This is a genomic window from Pseudomonas putida NBRC 14164 (genome assembly GCF_000412675.1).
In the GTDB taxonomy this organism is placed as follows: domain Bacteria; phylum Pseudomonadota; class Gammaproteobacteria; order Pseudomonadales; family Pseudomonadaceae; genus Aquipseudomonas; species Aquipseudomonas putida.
Genome location: NC_021505.1, coordinates 2,149,580 through 2,172,793 on the forward strand (window position 1 = coordinate 2,149,580; position 23,214 = coordinate 2,172,793).

A 23,214-nucleotide genomic window follows, 5' to 3' on the forward strand; every position below is an offset into this window, starting at 1 on the left:
TTGACCGCAGAGGTTGGTTACGGTGGTTGCGTCAGAACGGCACAGCCACGGTCAGCTGGCTATACACATTGGTACCATTCCCGCCCACCTGGTTGCCGCCGTTGCTCTCGTCCTTGCGCGGCTGGTAAAGGCCTACCAGCGGGCTGATGATCAGGTGCTCGTTGACTGCCCATTCCACATACAGGTCCAGCTCCCGCGCATCGAGGTTGAGGCTTTCGCGGGTGCGTACGGTGTCGAAGTCGAAGTACAGCGCCCCGACTGTGAGGTTTTCCAGCGGTGTCGCCTTCACGCCCACATGGTGGATGCCCGTGTTGCTGTTGAAGGGGCCGGCGTAGTTGGCAGCGACTTCACCCTGGAACCAGGTGCCGTAACCGCTGGACAGGCCGCTGAACAGCGCGTCCCAGCCTGCCGAGTAGCGTGTGTAGCGGTAGGTAACCTGCGGTGCCCACGGCAGGTCGGCGAAGGTGTAGCCGGCCTGCAGGTACCAGGCTTGCTCGGGGCCGTCGGTCTTGTCCTGCCAGGCGTATTCGAAGGCGAAACTGGCATTGTCGATGCCAGCGTTGCCTTCGCCGCGCACGCTATACACGTCCATGCCTTCGCGGGCTTTCTGAAAGTCGCTGGCCCATTGGTCGGTGACGTCGATGCCGTGAATCCAGGTCAGCCCGAGGGTGCCCAAGGCGTGGGTGTAGTCCAGCGTGCCGGCGGCCAGTTCGGTTTCGGCCTGGGCGCGGTTGTCGGATTTCAGCCACAGCAGGCTGCCATGCAGGCCATCGCTGCCCCCCAGGCGCAGCATTGCGGTGCGGTCGAAGGCGTGGCGGGCGGCCAGGTAGTAGGCCCCGCCGCGGTCCAGCGCACCGTCGGCGACGCCGTTGCCCAGGTTCGGGCCGTCGTCGTTGATCAAAAAACCACTGCCCAGGCGAATGGTCTGGCGGCCGGCGGAAACGTCCACCCCATCCTTGCCCAGCACCGGGAACAGGTCGGCCGAGCGCCAGCCGAGGAAGGCGTCTTCGATCTTGGTGGTGCGTTCGGAGCCATCGGTGTTGCCGGCCGCATCGCCATCGCCCCAGGTGGCCGAGCTCACCCAGTTCAGGCTGCCGTACAGCGTGCCGTTGCCGGCCAGGCCCTGGTCACCGCTGAGGCCATACTTGATAAAGCCTTCACGCCAGGTCGAACCCCCTGTGGTGCCGTCGTAGTTCTTGCGGCTGTTGAACATGCCCCATACCGCCAGCATGTCGGCGTTCAGGTGGCTGTCATCGTCGGCGTACAGCTCAACGGCCGGCGCGGCCTGGCTGGCCAGCAAGGTTGCCAGGGCCAGGCTGGACATCGTCTGTGGTTTGACCATTTGCACATCCCTCGTTTGTTCTCGGCCACCTTCACAGGGGCCTTTGTTGTTCGGGGGCACCCTCGGTTCTGGCGAGGGGCCATCGCGGTTGGCGGCGATGGCCTATTAGGGCGTGTGCGGTGGGGCGGGGTCTTGTTCGTGGCTGCCAAGGCGCTTGCACGCCTTGGCCACAGGCGCGGTCAGTAGCGGATCATCACCGACTTGAGCTCGGTGAAGTCATCGATGAAGGCCGAGCCGAACTCGCGGCCAATGCCGGAAGCCTTGATGCCCCCAAACGGTACAGCCGGGTCGAGCAGGGTGTGCATGTTGACCCACAGGGTACCGGCCTGGATTTGCGGGATCATGCGCATGGCCTTGCCCAGGTCGTTGGTCCACAGGCTGGCACTGAGGCCGTAGGGCGAGGCATTTATCAGGTGCAGCAGTTCGTCTTCGTCGTCATAAGGCAGGAAGGTCGCCACCGGGCCGAAGGTTTCCTGGGTGAGCAGGGTGTCGCTGGCTGACCGGGCGAGGATTACCGTCGGTTCGACGAAACAGCCGGGGCCGTCGCCCAGGGTGCCGCCGTGAATGATCTGGCTGCCTTCGGCGCGGGCGATGGCGAACAGTTCGGCCAGCTTCTGCTGGTGCGGCTTGTTGGCCACCGGGCCGAACTGGGTGGCCTCGTCCAGTGGCGAGCCGATTTTCAGTTGGCCCAAGCGCTGGGAGAGGGCGTCCAGCAGCGGGTCGATGCGCGAGCGGTGCACATAGAAGCGCTCGCCCGCGGCGCAGATTTGCCCCGAGTGCAGGAAGCCGGCCTCGATGATGCCGTCCACAGCCTTGTCGGTTGCCACGTCGGGCAGGAAGGCCACCGCGTTCTTGCCGCCCAGTTCCAGTGTCGCACGGGTCAGCTTGGCGCCCATGGCAGCCTGGCCTACGGCGATGCCAGTGGGCACGGAGCCGGTGAACGAGACCTTGTCGGTACCTGCGTGCTCGATCAGTGCCTTGCCCACCAGGCCACCACCGGTCAGCACGTTCAGTGCACCGGCCGGCAGGCCTGCTTCGGTGGCCAGTTCGGCAATGCGCAGCAGCGTCAGCGGGGTGAATTCGCTGGGTTTGAGGATAATGCTGCAGCCGGTTGTCAGTGCCGAGGCCAGCTTCCAGATGGCGATCATGGTGGCGAAGTTCCACGGCACGATGCCCACCACCACGCCAATCGGCTCGCGCAGGGTGAAGGCGCTGTAGCGCTCACCGGCGAACGAGGGCAGCGACGGGGTGATGGTCTGGCCGGTGATCTTGGTCGCCCAGCCGGCGTAGTAGCGCAGGAAGTGCGCGGCCTGCTCTACTTCGAAGGCACGGGAAATGCCGATGAGCTTGCCGGATTGCAAGGTTTCCAGCTGCGCCAGTTCTTCGCGGTTGGCTTCCAGCAGGTCGGCCAGCTTGAACAGCACTGCGGCGCGGGCGGCGGGGCTGGTGTGCGACCAGGCGGTAAAGCCTTGGCGCGAGGAGCTGACGGCATGGTCGACTTCGGCCTGGTTGGCGTCGGCGATGTGGGCGATGGTCTGGCCGTTGGCCGGGTTGACCACGGCAATGTTCGACGACGACTGGCTGGCGAGGTGCTGGCCGTGGATGAACACGCCATGCTCGCGGGCCAGGAAGGCCGTGACGGCAGGTAGGAGGGTGATGTCGCTCATGCAGACTCCGGGGCAGGTGGCCAAAGTTTGCAGCTTAATAAGCGGGGCAGTGCGGTGCTTGTGCCTGCGTGACAGGTGCATGACTGTGGCTGCCAACCGCACTGGGTAAGCCTTGTGGGAGCGGCCTTGTGTCGCGATAGGGCCGCAGAGCGGCCCCGGCGATGTTGGCGGCGAAGCTGAAAATGCTGGGGCCGCTTCGCGCCCCTATCGCGACGCAAGGCCGCTCCCACAAAAAAAGCGAGCGTAGGCCGGGCTGATTGCTGGCAGGCAGCAACAAGCCCGGCGGCAGCCATCGGCAAGACGCCATGCCACCGGCAGCGCACAGTAATCACTCGTTCAACGCCACAAAAACAAGCCGGGGCATACGATGTCACTCAATAACAAGCTCACCGAGCACCTCAACCGCGGCACGGTCGGTTTCCCCACCGCACTGGCCAGCACTGTCGGGCTGATCATGGCCAGCCCGGTGATCCTCACCGCGACCATGGGCTTTGGCATCGGCGGCAGCGCCTTCGCCGTGGCCATGGTGATCGCCGCACTGATGATGCTGGCGCAGTCCACCACCTTTGCCGAGGCTGCGTCGATCCTGCCGACCACGGGCTCGGTATACGACTACATCAACTGTGGCATGGGCCGCTTCTTCGCCATTACCGGCACGCTGTCGGCCTACCTGATCGTGCATGTGTTCGCCGGTACCGCCGAAACCATCCTGTCGGGGGTGATGGCGCTGGTGAACTTCGAGCACCTCAATACCCTGGCGGAATCCGCCGGCGGTTCGTGGCTGCTGGGGGTGTGCTTCGTGGTGGCGTTTGCGGTGCTCAATGCCTTTGGCGTCAGCGCCTTCAGCCGCGCGGAAGTGGTCCTCACCTTCGGCATGTGGACCACCTTGATGGTTTTCGGCGTGCTTGGCCTGATCGCCGCACCCGCAGTGGAACTGGACGGCCCGTTCGGCGTGTCGCTGGTGGGCACCGACCTGATGACCATCCTCTCGCTGGTCGGCATGGCCATGTTCATGTTCGTTGGCTGCGAGTTCGTCACGCCGCTTGCCCCCGAACTGCGTCGCTCGGCCTGGGTGCTGCCGCGTGCCATGGCGCTGGGCCTGTTTGGCGTGGCCAGCTGCATGTTCATCTACGGAGCGGCGATGAAGCGCCAGGTGGAAAACGTGGTGCTGGATGCCGCCAGTGGCGTGCACCTGCTGGACACGCCCATGGCCATCCCGCGCTTCGCCGAGCAGGTGATGGGTGATATTGGCCCAGTGTGGCTGGGTATCGGGTTCCTGTTCGCCGGCGCGGCCACCATCAACACGCTGATGGCCGGTGTGCCACGCATTCTTTACGGCATGGCGGTGGACGGCGCGTTGCCCAAGGTGTTCACCTACCTGCACCCGCGCTTCAAGACACCGCTGCTGTGCATCCTGGTGGTGGCGTTGATCCCTTGCCTGCATGCCTGGTACCTGGGCGGTAACCCGGACAACATCCTGCACCTGGTGCTGGCCGCCGTGTGCGCCTGGAGCACCGCCTATCTGCTGGTGACCCTGTCGGTGGTGATATTGCGCATTCGCCGCCCGGACCTGCCGCGTGCCTACCGCTCGCCGCTGTTCCCGTTGCCGCAGATATTCTCCAGCAGCGGTATCCTCATCGGCATGGCGTTCATCACACCGCCGGGCATGAACCCTGCCGATGTCTACGTGCCGTTCGCCATCATGCTTGGCGCCACTGCGGCCTATGCATTGTTCTGGACGCTGTGCGTGCAGAAGGTCAACCCGTTCAAGCCGGCGCGGGTCGAGGATGTGCTCGAGAAAGAGTTTGCTGCCGAGCCTGGCCACGCCGTGGAGCACGTGCTGCATGATCAGAAATTTGCGTGAACGCTTGCTGGCGCCCCGGGCGCCTTCTGGCTATCGCCCAGGCGCCACGCTGGCATGCCTGGCGCGCAACCTGGGGCAGCAGAACCTGGTGGCGGCCGGGGTGATCCACGACCCGGCCCAGGGTTGGCAGGCCAGGGTGCACGAACGCGTCGAGGCCCACCTGCTGATGCACATCGTCACCTGTGAGTTCCAGCTGCAGTTGCCTGCTCCGCAAGGGGGCGAGGTCAGCCTGGAGCTGCGCCATACCGGTGCACTACGCCGTACCGGTCTGGCCTGTGTGTACCGCAAGGGCGAGCGGGCGCGCTTCGCCCGACTGCGCGACCGGTTGCTGCAGCAGGCCGCACTGGTGGCGGCGCTGATGCCGCTGGATTTCAAGCGCCTGACCTTGGCCTGGCGCGACGGCCAATGGCTGCTGACGCTGGAGCACATGGGCGGTAGCGAAGTGGTCAACCGCATGCCGGCGTTTCGCCGCTACATCCCCATCAGCCCGCAACAGCGGGCGCACCTGATGGCCAGCCTGGCCCAGTTCAACACTTTGCTGCCCAACCTTTGACGCAAACTGGCATACGCCTTGCTGTATCTAGCGACGAATGATGACAGTTGTGCGCACATAGATAACATGTTAACAATGTGCGCATAAGAACAAATCCTGCGTCGAGGGCAGCCATGCATACTCAACAATCCAACCGTCAGGGGCTGGAACGCTGGACCACGGCCATGCGACAGATCTGTGGCCGTTTCGAGACGGAACTTGCGTCCAATCACTCGCTGTTCATCGGCGAGATTTCTACCTTTTCCCGTGCCGGCTTGCCGCTGGCCAACCTGCGAACCAATGCCGGCAACATCCGCCGGCTGGGCGAAAACCCGACCCTTGACGATGACCAGCATTGTTTCCTGGTCAGCCAGCGTGCGGGGCATTCCACCGTGTCCCAGGGGGGCATGCAGGTCAGCCTGGCGCCGGGTGAGCTGCTGCTGATGGATTCGGTCGGGCGCTGCGAAATCACCCCCAGTGGGTTGATCGAACATGTCTCGCTGGCCCTGTCGCGTGAGCAGGTACGCAAGTACGTGCAAGGCAGCGGCCCGATGTTTGGCAAGATCTCCTCAAGCAACGCCTGCGGGCGCATGCTGCATGTGCTGATGGACCAACTGTGCAAGGACGGCAATGTAAGCGGTGATGGGGCCCAGGGCGACGCGCTGCAGACCGCCTTCATTGCCCTGCTGGAGCCAGGCTTCGAGCGCCATGGCGAAGCGCTGGGCAACCTTGGGGCCTTGAACGGGGCCAACCTGCGGGGCTACGTGCAGCAGGTGATCGACGAGTCGCTGTCACAGCCCGGGCTGACCCCGTCCAACCTGGCCGGTCGCCTGAACATCTCGGTGCGTCACCTGTACCGGCTGTTCGAGGAGGAGGGCGATAGTGTGTGCCGCTACATTCAGCGGGCGCGCCTGAAGCGCAGTGCGGATGACTTGGCCAACCCGTTCTTCAGGAGCGAGTCGATTACCTCGATTGCCTACAAGTGGGGGTTTACCGACTCGGCGCATTTCAGCCGCTCGTTCAAGAAACAGTTCGAACGCTCGCCCAAGGACTACCGGGCGCAGGCGATGAGGCCCGCAAGTCACCTGGCGGCGGTTCAGCGACGGCCGTTGAAGTAGCCCGACAACTGGTGCACGGTCTTGCCGGCAGTGAGCAGCAGCGGGCGGAAATGGTCCTTGCCGAGGATGCGCGCATGCTTGACCGAGCTGACCAGGTCATAGCGCTTCGATCCTTCCTGCATACCCTCGGCGAGTATCTTGCAAATGATGTGGCTGGGCGTGACGCCAAAGCCGGAGTAGCCCTGCACATAGAAAGCGTTGGGGCGGTTGTCGAGGGTGCCTATCTGCGGAAACAGGTTGGCACTGGTGGCCATCGGGCCGCCCCAGGCCAGGTCGATGCGCACGTCTTTCAGGTAGGGGAAAATCTTCAGCATCAGCGCGCGGTTCCACGCCTTCAGGTCCAGCGGGAAGTGCTCGACGAAGGGCGTGGCTGCGCCAAACAGCAGGCGGTTCTCGCGGGTGACCCGGTAGTAGTCGATCACCGGGCGGATGTCGCTGTAGGCCCCGCGTATCGGGCTGATGCGCTCGATCAGCTCATCCGGCAATGGCTCGGTCATCATCTGGAAGGCATAGGTGTTTATAGTGCGTGCGTGCAGCTGCGGCTCCAGCTTGTTGAGGAAGCTGTCGCACGCCCACAGCAGCTTGCTGGCGCGTACCGAGCCACGGCCGGTGCGTACCGTGATGCGCTCGCCGTAGGTCACTTCCAGGGCCGGGCTGTGTTCGAAGATGCGCGTACCATGGCCCACCAGTGCCTGCGCTTCGCCCAGCAGCAGGTTCAGGGAATGCACATGGCCACCGCCCATGTGCAGCAGGGCGCTGCTGTAGGCGTTGCTGCCGATGATCTGGCGCACTTCGCTGCCACCGAGAAAACGGATCTCGTCGCGGGTATTGATCGCCTTGAAGGCCTTCTCCCATTTGCGCAGGGTCTGTTCCTGGCGGCGGTTGAAGCCCATGTAGCCATAGCCGTGGCAGAAGTCGGCGTCGATGGCGTAGCGGGCGATGCGGTCCTTGATGATGCCGGCGCCCAGTTCGCTGATTTCGAAAATATCCCTCACGCCCTGATCGCCGACGCTGCTGCGGATCTTCTCCAGGTCGTGGCCGATGCCCGCCATGATCTGCCCGCCGTTGCGCCCGCTACCGCCGTAGCCCAGGTAACGGGCCTCGAGCACGACGATATTGGTCACGCCTTGTTCCGCCAGCTCCAGGGCGGTGTTAATGCCGGAGAAACCGCCACCGATCACCACGACATCGGCCTCGATGTCGCGTTCCAGGGTTGGGAAGCTCAGGTTGTACTTCTTGGTCGCCGAGTAGTAGGTGGGGCTCTCGAGGGTGATCATGACGCCGCCTGCTGACTGGAAATGGGTAGAAATCATTCTATTAATGTATTAATGATTGTGCACTGGCATACTCGCCGGTTTGCTATTTCCAGCCTCCTTGAGCCCGCATGACCACACCGAGACCCTCCCTGACCCTGACCTTGCTGCAGGCGCGCGAAGCCACCATGGCGTTCTTCCGCCCGGCGCTGAATGCCCATGACCTGACCGAGCAGCAATGGCGGGTAATCCGTATCCTGCGCCAGCAAGGCGAGCTGGAAAGCCATCAGTTGGCGGAGCTGGCCTGTATCCTCAAGCCCAGCATGAGCGGGGTGCTCAAGCGCCTGGAGCGTGACGGCATCGTGGCGCGGCGCAAGTCGCCGGAAGACCAGCGCCGGGTGTTCATCAGCCTGACCGAGGCTGGCCAGCAAGCGTTTCTGGCGATGAGCGAGGAGATGACCCGCAACTACGACAAGATCCTCGCCCAGTTTGGCGATGACAAGCTGCAGCAGCTGATGCAGCTGCTGGGTGAAATGAAGAAGATCAAACCCTGACGCGGCAGGCGTCAGCGGTTGAGTGACAGCGAGTCTTCCAGCACTTTCAGCAGTGCTGCCGCGCGCCGCTCATAGGCGTCGGGGCCTGCGTACATCAGCTCTACATACAGGCTGTCGATGATGCCCAGGTAGGCATCGGCATACAGCGCCAGGCGGCTGTGCTGCTCATGCGCCCAGCCGTGGCGAGCTTGCAGGGCCACGCTGAACCCTTCGCGTATGCCGTCCAGGTATTGTTCAAAGCCCGAAGTGACAATCGGCTTGATGCCCGCCGGGGGCAGGAACGCCGTGCGCAACACGAAGCGCAGTTCGGCCGAGTCGCGATAACGTTCGGCCAGGTGCAGGGCCAGCCAGTGCCCCGCCGCCAGGCCGTCGCGGGCTTCCTGCGCAAAGCCGTGCTCGACAAAGGCCGTTTCCTGCACAAGCGCACGCTGGAACACCTCCACGAACAAGGCGTCCTTGTTGGCGAAATGCGCATACAGCGATGCCTTGCGCATGCCCGCCAACTGGGCGATTTCGTTCAGCGAAGAGGCGTCATAACCGTACTCGGCGAAGTGGCCGACGGCGGCATCGCACACACGCACCGCAGAAGGGGAAAGGTCTTTCAACAGCATCACTCCGTCAGGGGCGCGGCGGGCCGCGCGCGTCTTGAGGGTGGGATTGTGGTGATCGAAAATGCACGGGTCAATGCTTGTCGCAAGGCAATTTCCGGGCGCCATGGAAAGTGCAATGTTCCCCTCGTAACGTGCATTCCGCCACCCAATCGCCGCTCACATACTGATCGCGTCTTCGAATCCAATAAGAAAGAGACCGCTCATGAAAAAGCCAAACCCCCTGCTGGAAGACCTGAAGTCCGTCCTGCCGACCATTGCCGCCAATGCCATGCGTGCAGAGCAGGACCGCAGTGTGCCGGCAGAGAATATCGCCTTGCTGAAAAGCATCGGCATGCACCGCGCTTTCTTGCCCAAACACTTCGGCGGCATGGAGATCACCCTGCCGGAGTTCGCCCAGTGCATCGCCTTGCTGGCGGGGGCCTGCGCCAGCACAGCCTGGGCCATGAGCCTGCTGTGCACCCACAGCCACCAGATGGCAATGTTCTCGCCCAAGCTACAACAGGAGGTGTGGGGTAGCGACCCGGATGCTACCGCCAGCAGCAGTATCGCGCCGTTCGGCCGCACCGAAGAGGTTGAGGGTGGCGTGTCGTTCAGCGGCGAAATGGGCTGGAGTTCCGGTTGCGACCACGCCGAATGGGCGATTCTCGGTTTCCGCCGCAAGAATGCCGAAGGCGCTCAGGATTACTGCTTCGCCATCCTGCCTCGCAGCGACTATGAAATCCGTGATGACTGGTATGCCGTGGGCATGCGCGGCAGCGGCAGCAAGACCCTGATCGTGCGTGATGCCTTCGTGCCCGAGCACCGCATCCAGAAGGCCAAGGACATGATGGAGGGCACGTCGGCGGGCTTTGGTTTGTACCCCGACAGCAAGATTTTCTTCGCCCCGTATCGCCCGTATTTTGCCAGCGGCTTCTCCACGGTCAGCTTGGGCGTTGCCGAGCGCATGCTGGAGGTGTTCCGCGAGAAAACCCGCAACCGCGTACGTGCCTACACCGGTGCTGCCGTGGGCGCCGCCACCCCGGCGCTGATGCGCCTGGCCGAGTCGACCCATCAGGTGGCCGCTGCCCGGGCATTGCTGGAAAAGAGCTGGGACGAGATTGCCGAGCACAGTGCCCGCCACGAATACCCGTCGCGTGGCACGCTGGCGTTCTGGCGTACCAACCAGGGCTACGCCGTGAAGATGTGCATCCAGGCCGTCGACCGCCTGATGGAAGCGGCCGGTGGTGGCGCCTGGTTCGAGAGCAACGAACTGCAGCGGCTGTTCCGCGATTCGCACATGACCGGTGCCCATGCCTACACCGATTACGACGTGTGTGCGCAAATCCTCGGCCGCGAGCTGATGGGCCTGGAGCCTGACCCGGCGATGGTCTGAGCCGCCACTTGTTTTCACCCATCCCCTACAAGCACAACAACAAACAGGGCAGGCTGACAGGCCTGCCCGGGAGTCTTGCATGTCCAAAGAAACCTTCGATTCACGTGCCTTCCGCCGCGCCCTGGGCAACTTTGCCACCGGCGTGACGGTGGTGACTGCCGCCGGCCCCAGTGGCCGCAAGGTCGGCGTTACCGCCAACAGCTTCAACTCGGTGTCGCTGGACCCGGCGCTGATCCTGTGGAGCATCGACAAGCGCTCCACCAGCCATGAAGTGTTCGAAGAGGCCTCGCACTTTGCCGTGAACATTCTGGCTGCGGACCAGATCGACCTGTCCAACAACTTTGCCCGCCCGAAGGAAGATCGCTTTGCCGGTATCGACTACGAGACCGGCACTGGCGGCGCGCCGTTGTTCGCCGATTGCGCGGCGCGCTTTGAGTGTGAAAAGTACCAGCAGCTGGACGGTGGCGATCACTGGATCCTGGTGGGCAAGGTAGTGGCCTTTGATGACTTTGGCCGCTCGCCGCTGCTGTATCACCAGGGCGCCTATTCAATGGTGCTGCCGCATACCCGCATGACCCAAGGCGCAGAGGGGCAGGCACCGAGCAGCCACTTCCAGGGCCGCCTGCAGCACAACCTGTACTACCTGATGACCCAGGCGTTGCGTGCCTATCAGGCTGACTACCAGCCACGCCAGCTGTGCACCGGCCTGCGCACCAGCGAGGCACGCATGCTGATGGTGCTGGAGAACGATGCGGGCCTGAGCCTGAACGACCTGCAACGCGAAGTGGCGATGCCGGCGCGGGAGATCGAGGAAGCGGTTGCCAACCTCAAGCGCAAAGGGCTGATTGCTGATGATGAAGGGCGAGTGCGGCTATCGGTGAAGGGCGTGGACGAGACCGAGGCGTTGTGGACCATTGCCCGGCAACAGCAGGACAAGGTGTTCGGGCAGTTCAGTGAACAGCAGCTGGAGACTTTCAAGACCGTGCTCAAGGCCCTTATCAACATCTGAACATCGCTTTGGATGGCACCGGCTGTGCCGGTGTTCGCGGGTGAACCCGCTCCCACAGGTCCAGCGCCAGTAGCAACTTCGGCGCGGTCCCTGTGGGAGCGGCTTTAGCCGCGAACACCGGCAAAGCCGGTGCCATCCAACCAGAAGCCTCAGTAGACACCACCCCCGGCACTGGGGACTACCACTGTATCCTTGAACTTCCCCGCCAGCTCGCGCAGCCCGCGCATCAGCACCGTGGTATCCACACCCACCGCCACAAACGCCGCACCCAGCTCGATGTAGCGTCGCGCCAGTTTCTCGTCCGCGCTGAGAATGCCGGCGGCTTTGCCCGCCTTGCCAATGCGCACGATCGCGTCTTCTATCGCCGCCTGCACCTCCGGGTGCCCGGGGTTGCCGCGATGCCCCATGGCCGCACTCAGGTCTGCAGGCCCGATGAACACGCCATCCACACCTTCCACCGCAACGATCTCGTCCAGGTTGGCCAGGCCTTCCTTGTTCTCGATCTGCACCAGCAGGCACATTTGCTCATCGGCGTGGTCCAGGTAACCGGGCACGGTATTCCAGCGCGAAGCCCTCGCCAGCGCGCTGCCCACCCCGCGAATGCCCTTGGGCGGGTAATGCATGGCCTTGACCAGTTGCCGCGCCTGTTCGGCAGTCTCCACCATCGGCACCAGCAAGGTTTGTGCGCCGATATCCAGCACCTGCTTGATCAGCGCGGTATCGCCGATCACCGGGCGGATCACTGCCTGGCTGGGGTAGGGTGCCACCGCCTGCAACTGGGCGAGCATGCCGCGCAGGTCGTTGGGCGCGTGTTCGCCGTCGATCAGCAGCCAGTCGAAACCGGCATTGGCCGCCAGCTCGGCGCAGTAGGCATCGGCCAGGCCGAGCCACAGGCCGATTTGCGGTTCACCGCTGTGCAGGCGTCGCTTGAAGTGGTTGATGGGCATGTCCATGGGCAGGTCCTTAAACGAAGCGGCAGGCGATGGAGCCGAGCATGTCGTAGTCGACGTGGAAGGTGTCACCTGGGCGAGCGGCGACCGGGCGGGTGAACGAACCCCCAAGGATGATCTGGCCGGGCTGCAAGGTGACGTCGTACGGCGCCAGTTTGTTGGCCAGCCAGGCAACGCCTTTGGCCGGGTGGTTGAGCACGGCAGCGCTGACCCCGGACTCCTCGATCACGCCATTGCGGTAGAGCACCGCCGGCACTTTGCGCAGGTCGATTTCGGTGGGGCGCACGGCCCGCCCGCCCAACACCACGCCGGCATTGGCGGCGTTGTCGGAGATGGTGTCGAACACCTTGCGGGTGGCCTGGGTTTGCGGGTCCACCTGCTGGATGCGCGCGTCAATGATCTCCAGCGCCGGGATCACCCACTCGGTGGCGTCCAGCACATCAAACACGGTGATGTTCGGGCCCTTCAGCGGCTTGCCGAGGATGAACGCCAACTCCACTTCAACCCGCGGCACGATGAAGCGTTCGAAGGGGATGTCGCTGCCTTCGTCGAACAGCATGTCGTCGAGCAAGGCGCCGTAGTCGGGCTCGGTGATGTTCGACGATACCTGCATGGCGCGCGAGGTCAGGCCGATCTTGTGGCCCACCAGCTTGCGCCCGGCGGCGATCTTTTTTGCCACCCAGGCGCGCTGGATGGCGTAGGCGTCTTCGATGGTGATTGCCGGTTGCTCCAGCGAGAACTGGCGCACTTGCTCGCGGGAGCGTTCGGCCTGGTCGAGGCGGTCGGCGGCGTGCTGGATGAAAGCGTTGTCTAGCATGGGGGCGGTCTCTTGATTCAAGGGTTGACGATGGCAGCCTGGGTGCGCAGCACCAGCAGGCCGCCCAGGGCGATGAAGACGGCGAGTACGTACAGGGCCAGGCTGGCGCTGTGGGTGGTGTCGCGCACCCAGCCGATGAAGTAGGGCGTGAAGAACGAGGCGATGCTGCCCAGCGAGCTGATCAGGGCAATGCCGGCGGCCTGGGTACGGGCGTTGAGGAACGCCGGCGGCAGTTGCCAGAACATCGGCAGCGCAGCGCTGGCGCCCATGCCGGCCAGCACCAGGCCGGCCATTACCGGCAGCGCCTGCTCGGGGGCAATGGCCGCAATGGCGATGCCGATGGCAGCCATCAGCAGCGGTACGCACAGGTGCCAGCGGCGTTCGCGTTGGCGGTCGCTGGAGCGGCCGCACGCCAGCATGAACACGCAGCCGGCCACGTACGGCACAGCGCTGAGCAGGCCGACACTGGCGTCGCTGGCCACACCGGCACTGTGAATCAGGCTGGGCATCCAGAACGCAAGGGTGTTCACCGCCAGCATCACCGCGCAATACACGGCCACCAACAGCCACAGCGCACGGCTTGCGAAAATGGCGCCGAACGAGGTTACGGGCTTGCGCTGTTCTTCCTCACCGAATTGCGCGCGCAGCGTGGCTTTCTGCTGCTCATCCAGCCAGCTCACCTGCTCGAAGTGCTCCGGCAAAACGGCCAGTACCACCAGGCCCAGCAACACCACCGGCGCCCCTTCGAGCAGGAACATCCACTGCCAGCCACGCAGCCCGGCCGTGTCGTGCATGAAGGCCAGGATGGCCCCGGACACTGGCCCGCCGACCACTCCGGCCAACGGCACGGCAATGGCGAACAGCGCGGTGACCTGGGCGCGGCGCCCGGCCGGGTACCAGCGGTTGAGGTAAACCAGAATGCCCGGGAAGAACCCGGCCTCGGCCGCGCCCAGGGCAAAGCGCAACAGGTAGAACGCGCTGCTGCTTTCGATCAGCAGCATGCTGGTCGACAACAGCCCCCACACCACCATCAGGCAGGCGATCCAGCGGCGTGGGCCAACGCGGTCGAGCATCAGGTTGCTGGGGACGCCGAACAGCGCATAGGCAATGAAGAACAGCCCGGCACCCAGGCCATAGACCGTGTCGGACAAGTGCAGGTCCTGGCTCATCTGCATCTTGGCGAAGCCAATGTTGATGCGGTCCAGGTGGGCGAACAGGTAGCACACCAGCAGCAGCGGCATCAGCCGCCAGGTGACTGCCCGATGGGTACTGTCGGCCCGTTCAGCGTTTGCCTCGCACGGCGAGGCTTGTTCGAGTGTGCTCATGTTTTTGTACTTGTTCTGTAATGAGTCGGGGAGGGCGTGGTTTGAGCCGGCGCGCTAGCGGTTGAACAGTGGGTGCAAGGTGCTGTGCTTGGCGTCGTAGACCTGGGCGGTGCTGTGGTCGATCTGCACGGTGATGCCGATCGGGCGCTGTTGCAGCAGTGGGTCCAGGCGCGCTTTCAACACTGCCAGCAAGCTGTCGCCCACTGTTTTGTGCACCTCGGCGCTACGGCCGGTAGCCATGCGCAGGTTGGCGTACAGAAAGCCGTATTCGCCTTTGCCGTCGGCCACCGCGCAATGGGCGGCGGGGTAGGCCAGCACGCGTGTACCGCCAGTGGGGAACACGGCTTTGCCTTCGGCATCGCGCTGTTCGAGCATGGTGTCGGCCAGGGCGCGGCACAGGCCGGGGATGTCGGCGTCGGTTTCCAGGTCGGGGGTGTAGAGCAGAACCAGGTGTGGCATGGAGGCCTCCTCGGTGAGGGGCGGCTGGCCACCCGCCAGGGCGACCAGCCGCGAACGGGTGGGTTACAGGCGGCTGGTGGGCACCACGGCGGCCGGGTTGGCGGCCTGGGCAGCGGGGATGGCACCACCGTCCTGCGGGGTGACCGGGAAGATCGCGTTGATCTGGCCGGTGCCGGAAGAGCCGAAGTAGGGCGTGACCACTTCGGCCTTGCCGTCGTAATCGGACCAGCCCAGCGCACCCAGCAGCATTGCCGTGTCGTGCATGAAGCCTTCACCGTGGCCTTTGGCGGCGTACTCCGGCAGCATCCCGCAGAACGCTTCCCACTCGCCGTCCTGCCACATTTGCACCACACGGTGGTCGAGGGTTTCGAGGAACGGGCTCCATACCTTGGTGGCAAAGTCCGGCGCCTGGCCGTTCTGCGCGAAGCGGTGCGACAGCGAGCCGCTGGCCAGGAACGCCACGGTGCCGTCGTAGTGGTCTTCTACAGCCTTGCGCATTGCCCAGCCCAGGCGGGCACTGTCGGCCAGGTAGTGCGAGGTGCACAGTGCCGAGACCGAGACCACTTTGAAGTGCTGGTCCTGGTTCATGTAGCGCATGGGCACCAGGGTGCCGTATTCCGGGGCGAGGGTGGTGGCGTGGTGGGCCATGGTTTCGACGTTGAAGCGGTTGCACTCCTCGGCCAGCAGCTTGCCCAGCTCGGGGTTGCCGGGGAATGCGTAGGGCATGTTGCTGATGAAGTGCGGCAGTTCGTTGCTGGTGTACACGCCCTCGAAATGCGGCCCGCACAGCACGTGGTAGTTGGCGTTTACCAGCCAGTGCGTGTCGAACACGACGATGGTGTCCACGCCCAGCTCACGGCAACGGCGGCTGATTTCGTGATGCCCGTCGATGGCCGCCTGGCGAAAGCCTTGGCGCGGGCCTGGCAGCTCGGACATGTACATGGACGGTACATGGGTAATCTTGGCAGTGAGAGCGAGTTTGCCCATGGGGGTCTCCGATAAGACGCTGTTGTTGTTTTGGGGCTGACCCGGTCCCTTGTAGGAGCGGCCTTGTGCCGCGATGGGGCGCACAGCGGCCCCGGCGATATCTGCGGCGAGGCCGAAATCCAGGGGCCGCTGCGCGCCCCATCGCGGCACAAGGTCGCTCCTACACGGGCGGTGTAAACCGCACAGAGGGTTAGATGCCCCAGCGGGGAATGTGGTGATTACCCATGGAAATACACACGTTCTTGATCTCTGCAAAGACCTCGAAGCTGTACTGCCCGCCCTCACGCCCGGTACCGGAACCTTTCACGCCGCCGAACGGCTGGCGCAGGTCGCGTACGTTCTGGCTGTTGATGAACACCATGCCGGCCTCGATGCCACGGGCCAGGCGATGGGCTTTGCCGATGTCCTGGGTCCAGATGTACGAGGCCAGGCCATACTCGGTGTCGTTGGCCAGTTGCAGCGCCTCGGCTTCGTCCTTGAACGGGATCAGGCACACCACCGGGCCAAAGATTTCTTCCTGGGCAATACGCATCTTGTTGTTCACGTCGGCGAACACGGTGGGCTGGATGAACTGCCCCTTGGCCAGGTGCGCAGGCAGGTTGGCCGGGCGCTCCAGGCCCCCGGCGACCAGGCGTGCACCTTCTTCGATGCCAATGCGGATGTACCCGGTGACCTTGTCATAGTGCTGCTGGGTGATCATCGAACCGACCTGGGTTTTCGGGTCGGTCGGGTCACCTACGATCAGGCGCTTGGCGCGCGCCGCAAACTCGGCGACAAACTGCGGGTACACGCTTTCCTGGATGAAGATGCGGCTGCCGGCGGTGCAGCGCTCGCCGTTCAGCGAGAAGATGGTGAACAGCGCGGCGTCCAGCGCACGCTCAAGGTCTGCGTCTTCGAAGATCAGCACGGGCGACTTGCCGCCCAGTTCCATCGAGTACTTTTTAAGGCCCGCGGTCTGCATGATCTTCTTGCCGGTGGCGGTACCGCCGGTGAAGGAAATGGCGCGCACATCGGGGTGGCGGACCAGTGCATCGCCGGCGGTAGCGCCGTAACCCTGGATCACGTTCAGCACGCCGTTGGGGATGCCGGCTTCTACCGCCAGGCGGCCCAGTTCGTTGGCGGTCAGAGGCGACAGCTCGCTCATCTTAAGCACGGCGGTGTTGCCCAGCGCCAGGCACGGCGCAGTCTTCCAGGTAGCCGTCATGAACGGCACGTTCCATGGGCTTACCAGGCCGCACACACCCACCGGCTGGTACAGGGTGTAGTTGAGCATCTGGTCGTCGACCGGGTAGGTATGGCCGTCCATGCGCGTGCACACTTCGGCGAAAAAGTCGAAGTTGTGCGAGGCACGCGGGATCAGCACGTTCTTGGTCTGGTGGATCGGCAGGCCGGTGTCGAGGGTTTCCAGCTCGGCGAGTTTCGGCACGTTCTGCTCGATTAGCTCACCCAGCTTGCGCATCAGCCGGGCACGTTCCTTGGCCGGGGTGTTGGCCCACTTGGGGAAGGCTTCCTTGGCCGCAGCCACAGCCTGGGCCACTTCCTCGGCGCCGCCGCTGGCGACTTCGCAGATGGCGTCGCCGGTGGCGGGGTTGTAGTTGACGAAGGTGTCTTTGCTCTCGACCTCACGGCCGTTGATCCAGTGCTTGATCATGCTGCTCATGCCTTGTTGTTCGTGAAGAAGTCAGCTTCGCTGACGATACGGTTGACCAGGCGACCGACGCCTTCCACTTCCACCACCACTTCGTCACCCGGCACCACATCGGCCAGGCCTTCTGGCGTGCCGGTGGCGATCATGTCGCCCGGTTGCAGGGTCATGAAGCTGGAGAAGTATTCGATGAGGTGCGGGATGTCGAAGATCATGTCCGCGGTGGTGCCTTCCTGCTTCAGCTCACCGTTGATCCAGGTGCGCAGCTTCAGGTTGCTGACGTCTGGCACATCGGCCGCATCGACGATCCACGGGCCGACCGGGGTGGTGGCATCGCGGTTTTTCACCCGCAGGTTGGGGCGGTAGTAGTTTTCCAGGTAGTCGCGGATGGCGTAGTCGTTGCACACGGTGTAGCCGGCAACGTAGGCCAGGGCGTCCTCACGCTTGACGTTCTTCGCCGCTTTGCCGATCACCGCCACCAGCTCGCACTCGTAGTGCATGTATTCGACGTTGTCCGGGCGCCAGGTGACCTGGTTGTGGCCGGTGTAGGTGCCTGGCGACTTGATGAAAGCCAACGGTTCGGTGGGCGGCGCGAAGGCCAGCTCCCTGGCGTGGTCGGCGTAGTTCAGGCCCAGGGCGAACATGCTGCCGGTGGCGGGTGGCAGCCAGGTGACCTGGTCCTGATGGACCAGGCGGCCGTCGGCAAGGCGCAGGTGATCGTCTTCGACCGTGGCATCGTGGGCCTGGCCGTCGAACTGGATACGGGCGTGTTTCACAGGTAATTCCTCACTCGGCGACGATGTGGTTGGTCAGCTTGCCCAGGCCGTCGATCTCGATGTCGACGCGGTCACCTGGCTGTACATCGACGCGGCCCTCGGGGGTTCCGGTGATCAGGATGTCGCCGGCGTGCAGGGTCATGAACTCGCTGATTTCGGCAATCAGCTGCGCCACCGTGCGTACGCAGTTGGCGGTGTTGTTGTGCTGGCGCAGTTCGCCGTTCACATACAGGCGCAGGCCCAGGGCATCGGGGTTGGCCACTTGGCTGGCGGGCACCAGTTCAGGGCCGACCGGGCAAAAACCATCACGGCACTTGGCCTTGACTGCAGGGCGGTAGTAGCTGTCTTCGGGCAGGCTCACTTCGTTGACGATGGTGTAGCCCGCCACATGCTCCAGGGCATCGGCCACGTTGACGCGGCTGGCGTCCTTGCCAATCACCACTCCCAGCGCCGGGCCGGGTTGCACGCGCTGCACGCCGGCCGGGAATACCACCTGGCCTTCATGCTGGTTGCGGGTGTTCGGGGTCTTGACGAACAACACCGGCTTGACCGGCAGTTGCTTGTACGGTGCTTTCACGAACGCCGCTTGGTGCTGCTGCAGCAAACCCTGGTAGTTCAGCGCGACGCCGAACAGGGTGCCGTTGGCAACGTCATGCAGGGCATGGCTCATGCTCTTCTCCTGGCAGTGCAGGGCGGTGGCCGTCCTGCGGATTTCGTTAATGTGTTAATGTTATAGTTAATATGTTAACGATGGTCAAGGGGTGGCCAGTGGCGCCTGCCGGCAAGGCAAGGCACCATGGGCCATCGTCAACAGGGTCAAGCGATTTGCGAGCAAGCAGCCATGAGCGACCGGCATCCGATACCGAACATCAACATTGGCCAGGTCTACGACCAGCGCTACAGCGACAGCGAGGTGCATTACGACCGGCTGGGCAACCTGGCGGGCTTTTTCGGGCGCAACATGCCGGTGCACCGGCATGACCGGTTTTTCCAGGTGCATTACGTGAAGTCGGGCACAGTGCGGGTGTATCTGGATGACCAGCAATACATCGAGGCCGGGCCGATGTTTTTCCTCACGCCACCCACGGTGGCACACGCGTTCGTCACCGAAGCGGACAGCGACGGGCATGTGCTGACGGTGCGCCAGCAACTGGTGTGGCAATTGATCGAAGCCGACGCCAGCCTGCTGCCGGCGGGCATGCAGGTGCAGCCAGCCTGTGTGGCGCTGGGCAACCTGCCGGCCGAATACAAGGCCGAGGCGCAGCGCCTGCAAGGCTGGCTGGACGCGTTGAGTGACGAGTTTGCCACGCAGCAACCGGGTCGCGAGGCGGCGTTGCAGTCGCTGACCCGCCTGATCATGATCAGCCTGCTGCGGCTGTGCCCCAACTCGCTGGAATCGACCCCGGCGCGGCATGAAGACCTGAAGATCTTCCACCGTTTCAATGCCCTGATCGAAGCGCATTACCTTGAGCATTGGCCGCTGGCCCGCTACGCGCAGCAGATTGGCGTGACCGAGGCACGGCTGAACGATGTGTGCCGGCGCATCGCCGACTTGCCATCCAAGCGCCTGGTGCTGGAACGGCTGATGCAGGAGGCCAAGCGTTTGCTGTTGTTTTCCGGCAGCACGGCCAACGAAATCTGTTACCAGCTCGGCTTCAAGGACCCGGCCTATTTCAGCCGCTTCTTCAACCGCTACGCCAAGCTCACACCCGGGGAGTACCGCCAGCGGCAGGCAGAATTGCAGTGAAATGGCCATGGCGGCTCACCCGGGTGCTGTTGTTGTTTACAGCGGATGCTCGCAGCCCGTGCGCCGGGCTTGAATGGGTTTTCCGTGGAACAGATTGCACTTTCCATTGTGCATGCCCTTAAATTCGTGAATTGAGAAAAAGCCACAGGTTTGACCATGACCAAGACGCAACCTTCGCTCACGCTAAGCCTGTTGCAGGCCCGAGAAGCCGCGATGGCATTTTTCAGGCCGCTGTTGAACCAGCACGACCTGACCGAGCAGCAATGGCGGGTAATCCGCATCCTCAAGCAGCACGGCGAGCTGGAGAATTACCAGTTGGCGGAACTGGCCTGCATCCTCAAGCCGAGCATGACCGGGGTACTGGGGCGCCTGGAGCGCGACGGGCTGGTGCGGCGGCAGAAGGCCGCGCAGGACCAGCGACGGGTGTTCGTCAGCCTGACCGAAGGAGGGGAGGCGTGCTTTGCCTCGATGAAGGAAGGCATGGAGGCCAACTACCAGAAGATTCAGGCGCAGTTTGGTGAAGAGAAGCTGCAGCAGCTGATGGGGTTGTTGAATGACCTGAAGCGCATCGCGCCATAACGTTTTTCTGGTCTTGTAGGAGCGGCCTTGTGCCGCGAATGGGCTGCGCAGCAGCCCCGGCGATTTCTGCGGTGAAGCTCAAATCCTGGGGCCGCTACGCCGCCCATTCGCGGCGCAAGGCCGCTCCTACAGGGGGGCGCGGCGAGTTAATCAGTACTCCCAGAAAATCCGCTGCAGCTCTTTGCTGTCCTGGGTCTTGGTCATGGCGACCATCGCCAGAATCCGCGCCTTCTGCGGGTTCAGGTCGTGGGCCACGACCCAGTCGTTCTTGTCATCCGGCTGTTCGGCGTTGCGCAGCACGAAACCACCCTGGTTGACGTGCGACGAGCGGATGATCTGCACGCCGTTCTTGCGCAGTTCCTGCAACGCCGGCACCACCCGCGACGACACCGAACCGTTGCCGGTACCGGCATGGATCAGCGCCTTGGCACCGTTCTGCGCCAGTGCCTTGTAGGCGGTGTCGGTCACGTTGCCATAGCCATAGGCAATGTCCACCTGTGGCAGGCTGCTGATCTGCTTGATGTCGAACTCGGAATTGACCGTGTGGCGCTTGGCCGGCAGGCGGAACCAGTAGGATTTGCCTTCCACCACCATGCCCATCGGGCCCCAGGCGCTCTTGAAGGCTTCGGTCTTGATGTTGACCGACTTGCTCACGTCACGGCCCGACTGGATCTCGTCGTTCATGGTCACCAGCACGCCCTTGCCGCGCGACTGCTTGTCGCCGGCCACGGCCACGGCGTTGTACAGGTTGAGCATGCCGTCGGCAGACATGGCGGTGCCCGGGCGCATCGAGCCGACCACCACGATTGGCTTGTCGGTCTTTTCCACCAGGTTGAGGAAGTAGGCGGTTTCTTCGAGGGTGTCGGTGCCGTGGGTAATGACGATGCCGTCGACGTCCTTGCTCTCGGCCAGTTCGGCAACCCGCTTGCCGAGCTTGAGCAAGTCCTCGTTGGTGATACTTTCAGAGGCGATCTGCATCACTTGCTCGCCGCGTACGTTGGCGATGTCGGCCAGTTCCGGCACGCCGGCAATCAGCTTGTCGATGCCCAGCTTGGCAGCCTGGTAGGTGGCGCTGTTGGCCGCGCTGGCGCCGGCGCCGGCAATGGTGCCGCCAGTGGCGAGGATGACCACGTTGGCCAGCTTCTGCTGGTTTTCGGCTTCTTTGGCAGAGGCGGTGGTTGGCAGGATCAGCAGCAGGGCGAGTGCGCTGGGGGCGAAGGTTTTAAGTGCGGCATTCATCGTTATTGTTCTCTCTCTTCCTAGTGAGATAGTTATTGAGTCGCGCAGGGCTTCAGGCATGTTTCGTACCAGCTTGCGCGGACGGCTCTTTGTGTGGGAGCGGCCTTGCGTCGCGATGGGGTGCGCAGCAGCCCCGGAATGCTGTGTTCAGCACACATTGCCGGGGCTGCTGCGCAGACCATCGCGACACAGGGCCGCTCCTGCAAAGGGCATCCTTTCATTCGTAATTCCGAACAAGCATAGGAAAAGGTGTTCGGTTTTCCGGAAAAATCTGGATAATCGGCACAGCAGTGCTTTGACCTCCGAAATCAAACGGATTTGACAAACCCCGGTCCTGTTTCCATAGTTAGTCAACGCAAACGTTTGCGATCCGATAAAAAACACAAGATTCGGAGTCATCGTCCATGAAACTGCCGTTCCCCGGTCGTCTGCTGGCCCTCGCTGTCGTTTCCTCCCTTTCCCTCGCCCTGCCATTGTCTGCCGCCCATGCCGAAGACAAGCCCAAGGTCGCCCTGGTGATGAAGTCACTGGCCAACGAATTCTTCCGCACCATGGAAGACGGCGCCAAGGACTACCAGAAAACCCACGCCAACGAATTCGACCTGGTCGCCAACGGCATCAAGAACGAGACCGACACTGGCGAACAGATCCGCATCGTCGAGCAGATGGTCAATTCCGGCGCCAAGGCGCTGGTGATTGCCCCGGCTGATTCCAAGGCGCTGGTGTCGGTAGTGAAGAAGGCCATGGACCAGGGCGTGGTGGTGATCAACATCGACAACCGCCTGGACCCTGATCTGCTCAAGAGCAAAGGCATCAGCGTGCCGTTCGTTGGCCCCGACAACCGCAAGGGCGCGCGCCTGGTGGGCGACTACCTGGCCAACGAGAAGCTCAAGGCCGGCGACCAGGTGGGCATCATCGAAGGGGTGCCGACCACCACCAACGCCCAGCAGCGCACCGCCGGCTTCAAGGACGCCATGGATGCCGCGCAGATGAAAATCGTCTCGGTACAAAGCGGCAATTGGGAAATCGACAAAGGCAACGCCGTCGCCGCCGCCATGCTCAACGAATACCCCGAGCTGAAAGCCTTGCTGGCCGGCAACGACAGCATGGCGCTGGGCGCCGTGTCTGCCGTGCGCGCCGCCGGCAAGACCGGCCAGGTGCAAGTGGTGGGTTATGACAACATCAACGCCATCAAGCCGATGCTTGCCGATGGTCGCGTGCTTGCCACCCTCGATCAGGCCGCCAGCCAGCAGGCGGTGTACGGCATCCAGGCTGCGCTGAAAATGGTCAAGGGCGAGAAGCCTGACGTGGATGCCGACAACGTCATCCAGACCCCGGTCGAACTCATCACCAAGAAGCCCTGACGCT

The 23,214-nt window shown here is 63.5% G+C and carries 22 protein-coding genes; 9 read left to right on the forward strand and 13 right to left on the reverse strand.

Annotated elements, in window-relative coordinates:
* Positions 1-31: 31 nt before the first annotated feature.
* Both PP4_RS09570 and PP4_RS09575 read right to left on the reverse strand, forming a co-directional pair.
* Positions 32-1,342, reverse strand: a complete 1,311-nt coding sequence (locus PP4_RS09570) for an alginate export family protein (protein ID WP_016498983.1) — start codon at positions 1,340-1,342, stop codon at positions 32-34.
* 179 nt (positions 1,343-1,521) lie between these two features.
* Positions 1,522-3,009, reverse strand: a complete 1,488-nt coding sequence (locus tag PP4_RS09575) for an aldehyde dehydrogenase family protein (protein ID WP_016498984.1) — start codon at positions 3,007-3,009, stop codon at positions 1,522-1,524.
* Positions 3,010-3,376: 367 nt separating this feature from the next.
* On the opposite strand from PP4_RS09575, the gene PP4_RS09580 reads away from it, so the two are divergent.
* The 3 genes from PP4_RS09580 to feaR all read left to right on the forward strand — a co-directional run bounded on the left by PP4_RS09580 (position 3,377) and on the right by feaR (position 6,523).
* Positions 3,377-4,873 (forward strand): APC family permease, encoded by a 1,497-nt coding sequence (locus PP4_RS09580; RefSeq protein ID WP_016498985.1) that lies wholly within the window; start codon positions 3,377-3,379, stop codon positions 4,871-4,873.
* Positions 4,854-5,426: a DUF3156 family protein gene (locus PP4_RS09585; RefSeq protein ID WP_016498986.1), complete on the forward strand. Its 573-nt coding sequence runs from the start codon at positions 4,854-4,856 to the stop codon at positions 5,424-5,426. Before PP4_RS09580 ends, PP4_RS09585 begins: the two co-directional genes overlap by 20 nt.
* 113 nt (positions 5,427-5,539) lie before the next feature.
* Positions 5,540-6,523, forward strand: a complete 984-nt coding sequence (gene feaR, locus PP4_RS09590; RefSeq protein ID WP_016498987.1) for a transcriptional regulator FeaR — start codon at positions 5,540-5,542, stop codon at positions 6,521-6,523.
* Here the strand turns inward: feaR and PP4_RS09595 are convergent.
* Positions 6,502-7,800: an NAD(P)/FAD-dependent oxidoreductase gene (locus tag PP4_RS09595; protein ID WP_016498988.1), complete on the reverse strand. Its 1,299-nt coding sequence runs from the start codon at positions 7,798-7,800 to the stop codon at positions 6,502-6,504. The genes feaR and PP4_RS09595 overlap by 22 nt on opposite strands.
* A gap of 107 nt (positions 7,801-7,907) precedes the next feature.
* Here PP4_RS09595 and hpaR (PP4_RS09600) point away from each other — a divergent pair, with 107 nt between their 5' ends.
* A complete protein-coding gene (hpaR, locus tag PP4_RS09600; protein WP_016498989.1) occupies positions 7,908-8,330 on the forward strand; it encodes a homoprotocatechuate degradation operon regulator HpaR in 423 nt (140 codons plus the stop codon).
* Positions 8,331-8,341: 11 nt separating this feature from the next.
* Here the strand turns inward: hpaR (PP4_RS09600) and PP4_RS09605 are convergent, their stop codons facing one another.
* A complete protein-coding gene (locus tag PP4_RS09605) occupies positions 8,342-8,941 on the reverse strand; it encodes a TetR/AcrR family transcriptional regulator (protein WP_016498990.1) in 600 nt (199 codons plus the stop codon).
* 202 nt (positions 8,942-9,143) lie between these two features.
* Between PP4_RS09605 and PP4_RS09610 the strand changes: the two genes are divergently transcribed.
* Entirely contained in the window at positions 9,144-10,313 is a 1,170-nt protein-coding gene (locus tag PP4_RS09610) for a p-hydroxyphenylacetate 3-hydroxylase oxygenase component (protein WP_016498991.1), read from the forward strand.
* Positions 10,314-10,392: 79 nt separating this feature from the next.
* Positions 10,393-11,322, forward strand: coding sequence for a p-hydroxyphenylacetate 3-hydroxylase reductase component (locus PP4_RS09615; RefSeq protein WP_016498992.1), 930 nt, complete (start codon positions 10,393-10,395; stop codon positions 11,320-11,322).
* Between the two features lie 149 nt (positions 11,323-11,471).
* On the opposite strand, the gene hpaI is transcribed toward PP4_RS09615, so the two are convergent.
* The 8 genes from hpaI to PP4_RS09655 all read right to left on the reverse strand — a co-directional run bounded on the left by hpaI (position 11,472) and on the right by PP4_RS09655 (position 18,951).
* Positions 11,472-12,275, reverse strand: coding sequence for a 4-hydroxy-2-oxoheptanedioate aldolase (gene hpaI, locus PP4_RS09620; protein ID WP_016498993.1), 804 nt, complete (start codon positions 12,273-12,275; stop codon positions 11,472-11,474).
* A 10-nt stretch (positions 12,276-12,285) separates the two neighbouring features.
* Positions 12,286-13,089: a 2-oxo-hept-4-ene-1,7-dioate hydratase gene (gene hpaH / locus PP4_RS09625; protein ID WP_016498994.1), complete on the reverse strand. Its 804-nt coding sequence runs from the start codon at positions 13,087-13,089 to the stop codon at positions 12,286-12,288.
* A 17-nt stretch (positions 13,090-13,106) separates the two neighbouring features.
* Entirely contained in the window at positions 13,107-14,414 is a 1,308-nt protein-coding gene (locus PP4_RS09630; protein ID WP_016498995.1) for an MFS transporter, read from the reverse strand.
* A gap of 54 nt (positions 14,415-14,468) precedes the next feature.
* Positions 14,469-14,873, reverse strand: a complete 405-nt coding sequence (locus PP4_RS09635) for a 5-carboxymethyl-2-hydroxymuconate Delta-isomerase (protein ID WP_016498996.1) — start codon at positions 14,871-14,873, stop codon at positions 14,469-14,471.
* Positions 14,874-14,936: 63 nt separating this feature from the next.
* The gene (gene hpaD / locus PP4_RS09640) at positions 14,937-15,860 is read right to left on the reverse strand and encodes a 3,4-dihydroxyphenylacetate 2,3-dioxygenase (protein ID WP_016498997.1); all 924 of its coding nucleotides are present in this window, start codon (positions 15,858-15,860) and stop codon (positions 14,937-14,939) included.
* A gap of 190 nt (positions 15,861-16,050) precedes the next feature.
* Positions 16,051-17,511, reverse strand: a complete 1,461-nt coding sequence (gene hpaE / locus PP4_RS09645; RefSeq protein ID WP_041167996.1) for a 5-carboxymethyl-2-hydroxymuconate semialdehyde dehydrogenase — start codon at positions 17,509-17,511, stop codon at positions 16,051-16,053.
* Between the two features lie 5 nt (positions 17,512-17,516).
* Positions 17,517-18,281, reverse strand: a complete 765-nt coding sequence (locus tag PP4_RS09650) for a fumarylacetoacetate hydrolase family protein (protein WP_016498999.1) — start codon at positions 18,279-18,281, stop codon at positions 17,517-17,519.
* Positions 18,282-18,291: 10 nt separating this feature from the next.
* A complete protein-coding gene (locus tag PP4_RS09655) occupies positions 18,292-18,951 on the reverse strand; it encodes a fumarylacetoacetate hydrolase family protein (protein WP_016499000.1) in 660 nt (219 codons plus the stop codon).
* A gap of 171 nt (positions 18,952-19,122) precedes the next feature.
* Here PP4_RS09655 and hpaA point away from each other — a divergent pair, with 171 nt between their 5' ends.
* Together hpaA and hpaR (PP4_RS09665) are read left to right on the forward strand one after the other, a co-directional pair.
* A complete protein-coding gene (gene hpaA / locus PP4_RS09660; protein ID WP_016499001.1) occupies positions 19,123-20,028 on the forward strand; it encodes a 4-hydroxyphenylacetate catabolism regulatory protein HpaA in 906 nt (301 codons plus the stop codon).
* Positions 20,029-20,184: 156 nt separating this feature from the next.
* A complete protein-coding gene (gene hpaR / locus PP4_RS09665) occupies positions 20,185-20,607 on the forward strand; it encodes a homoprotocatechuate degradation operon regulator HpaR (RefSeq protein ID WP_016499002.1) in 423 nt (140 codons plus the stop codon).
* Between the two features lie 150 nt (positions 20,608-20,757).
* Here hpaR (PP4_RS09665) and PP4_RS09670 read toward each other — a convergent pair whose 3' ends face one another.
* Positions 20,758-21,846 carry an asparaginase gene (locus PP4_RS09670; RefSeq protein ID WP_016499003.1) on the reverse strand — a complete coding sequence of 363 codons (1,089 nt, stop codon included), beginning with the start codon at positions 21,844-21,846 and terminating at the stop codon, positions 20,758-20,760.
* Positions 21,847-22,250: 404 nt separating this feature from the next.
* Between PP4_RS09670 and PP4_RS09675 the strand changes: the two genes are divergently transcribed.
* Complete coding sequence (locus tag PP4_RS09675; protein ID WP_016499004.1) at positions 22,251-23,210, forward strand: sugar ABC transporter substrate-binding protein; 960 nt, start codon at positions 22,251-22,253, stop codon at positions 23,208-23,210.
* Positions 23,211-23,214: the final 4 nt, after the last annotated feature.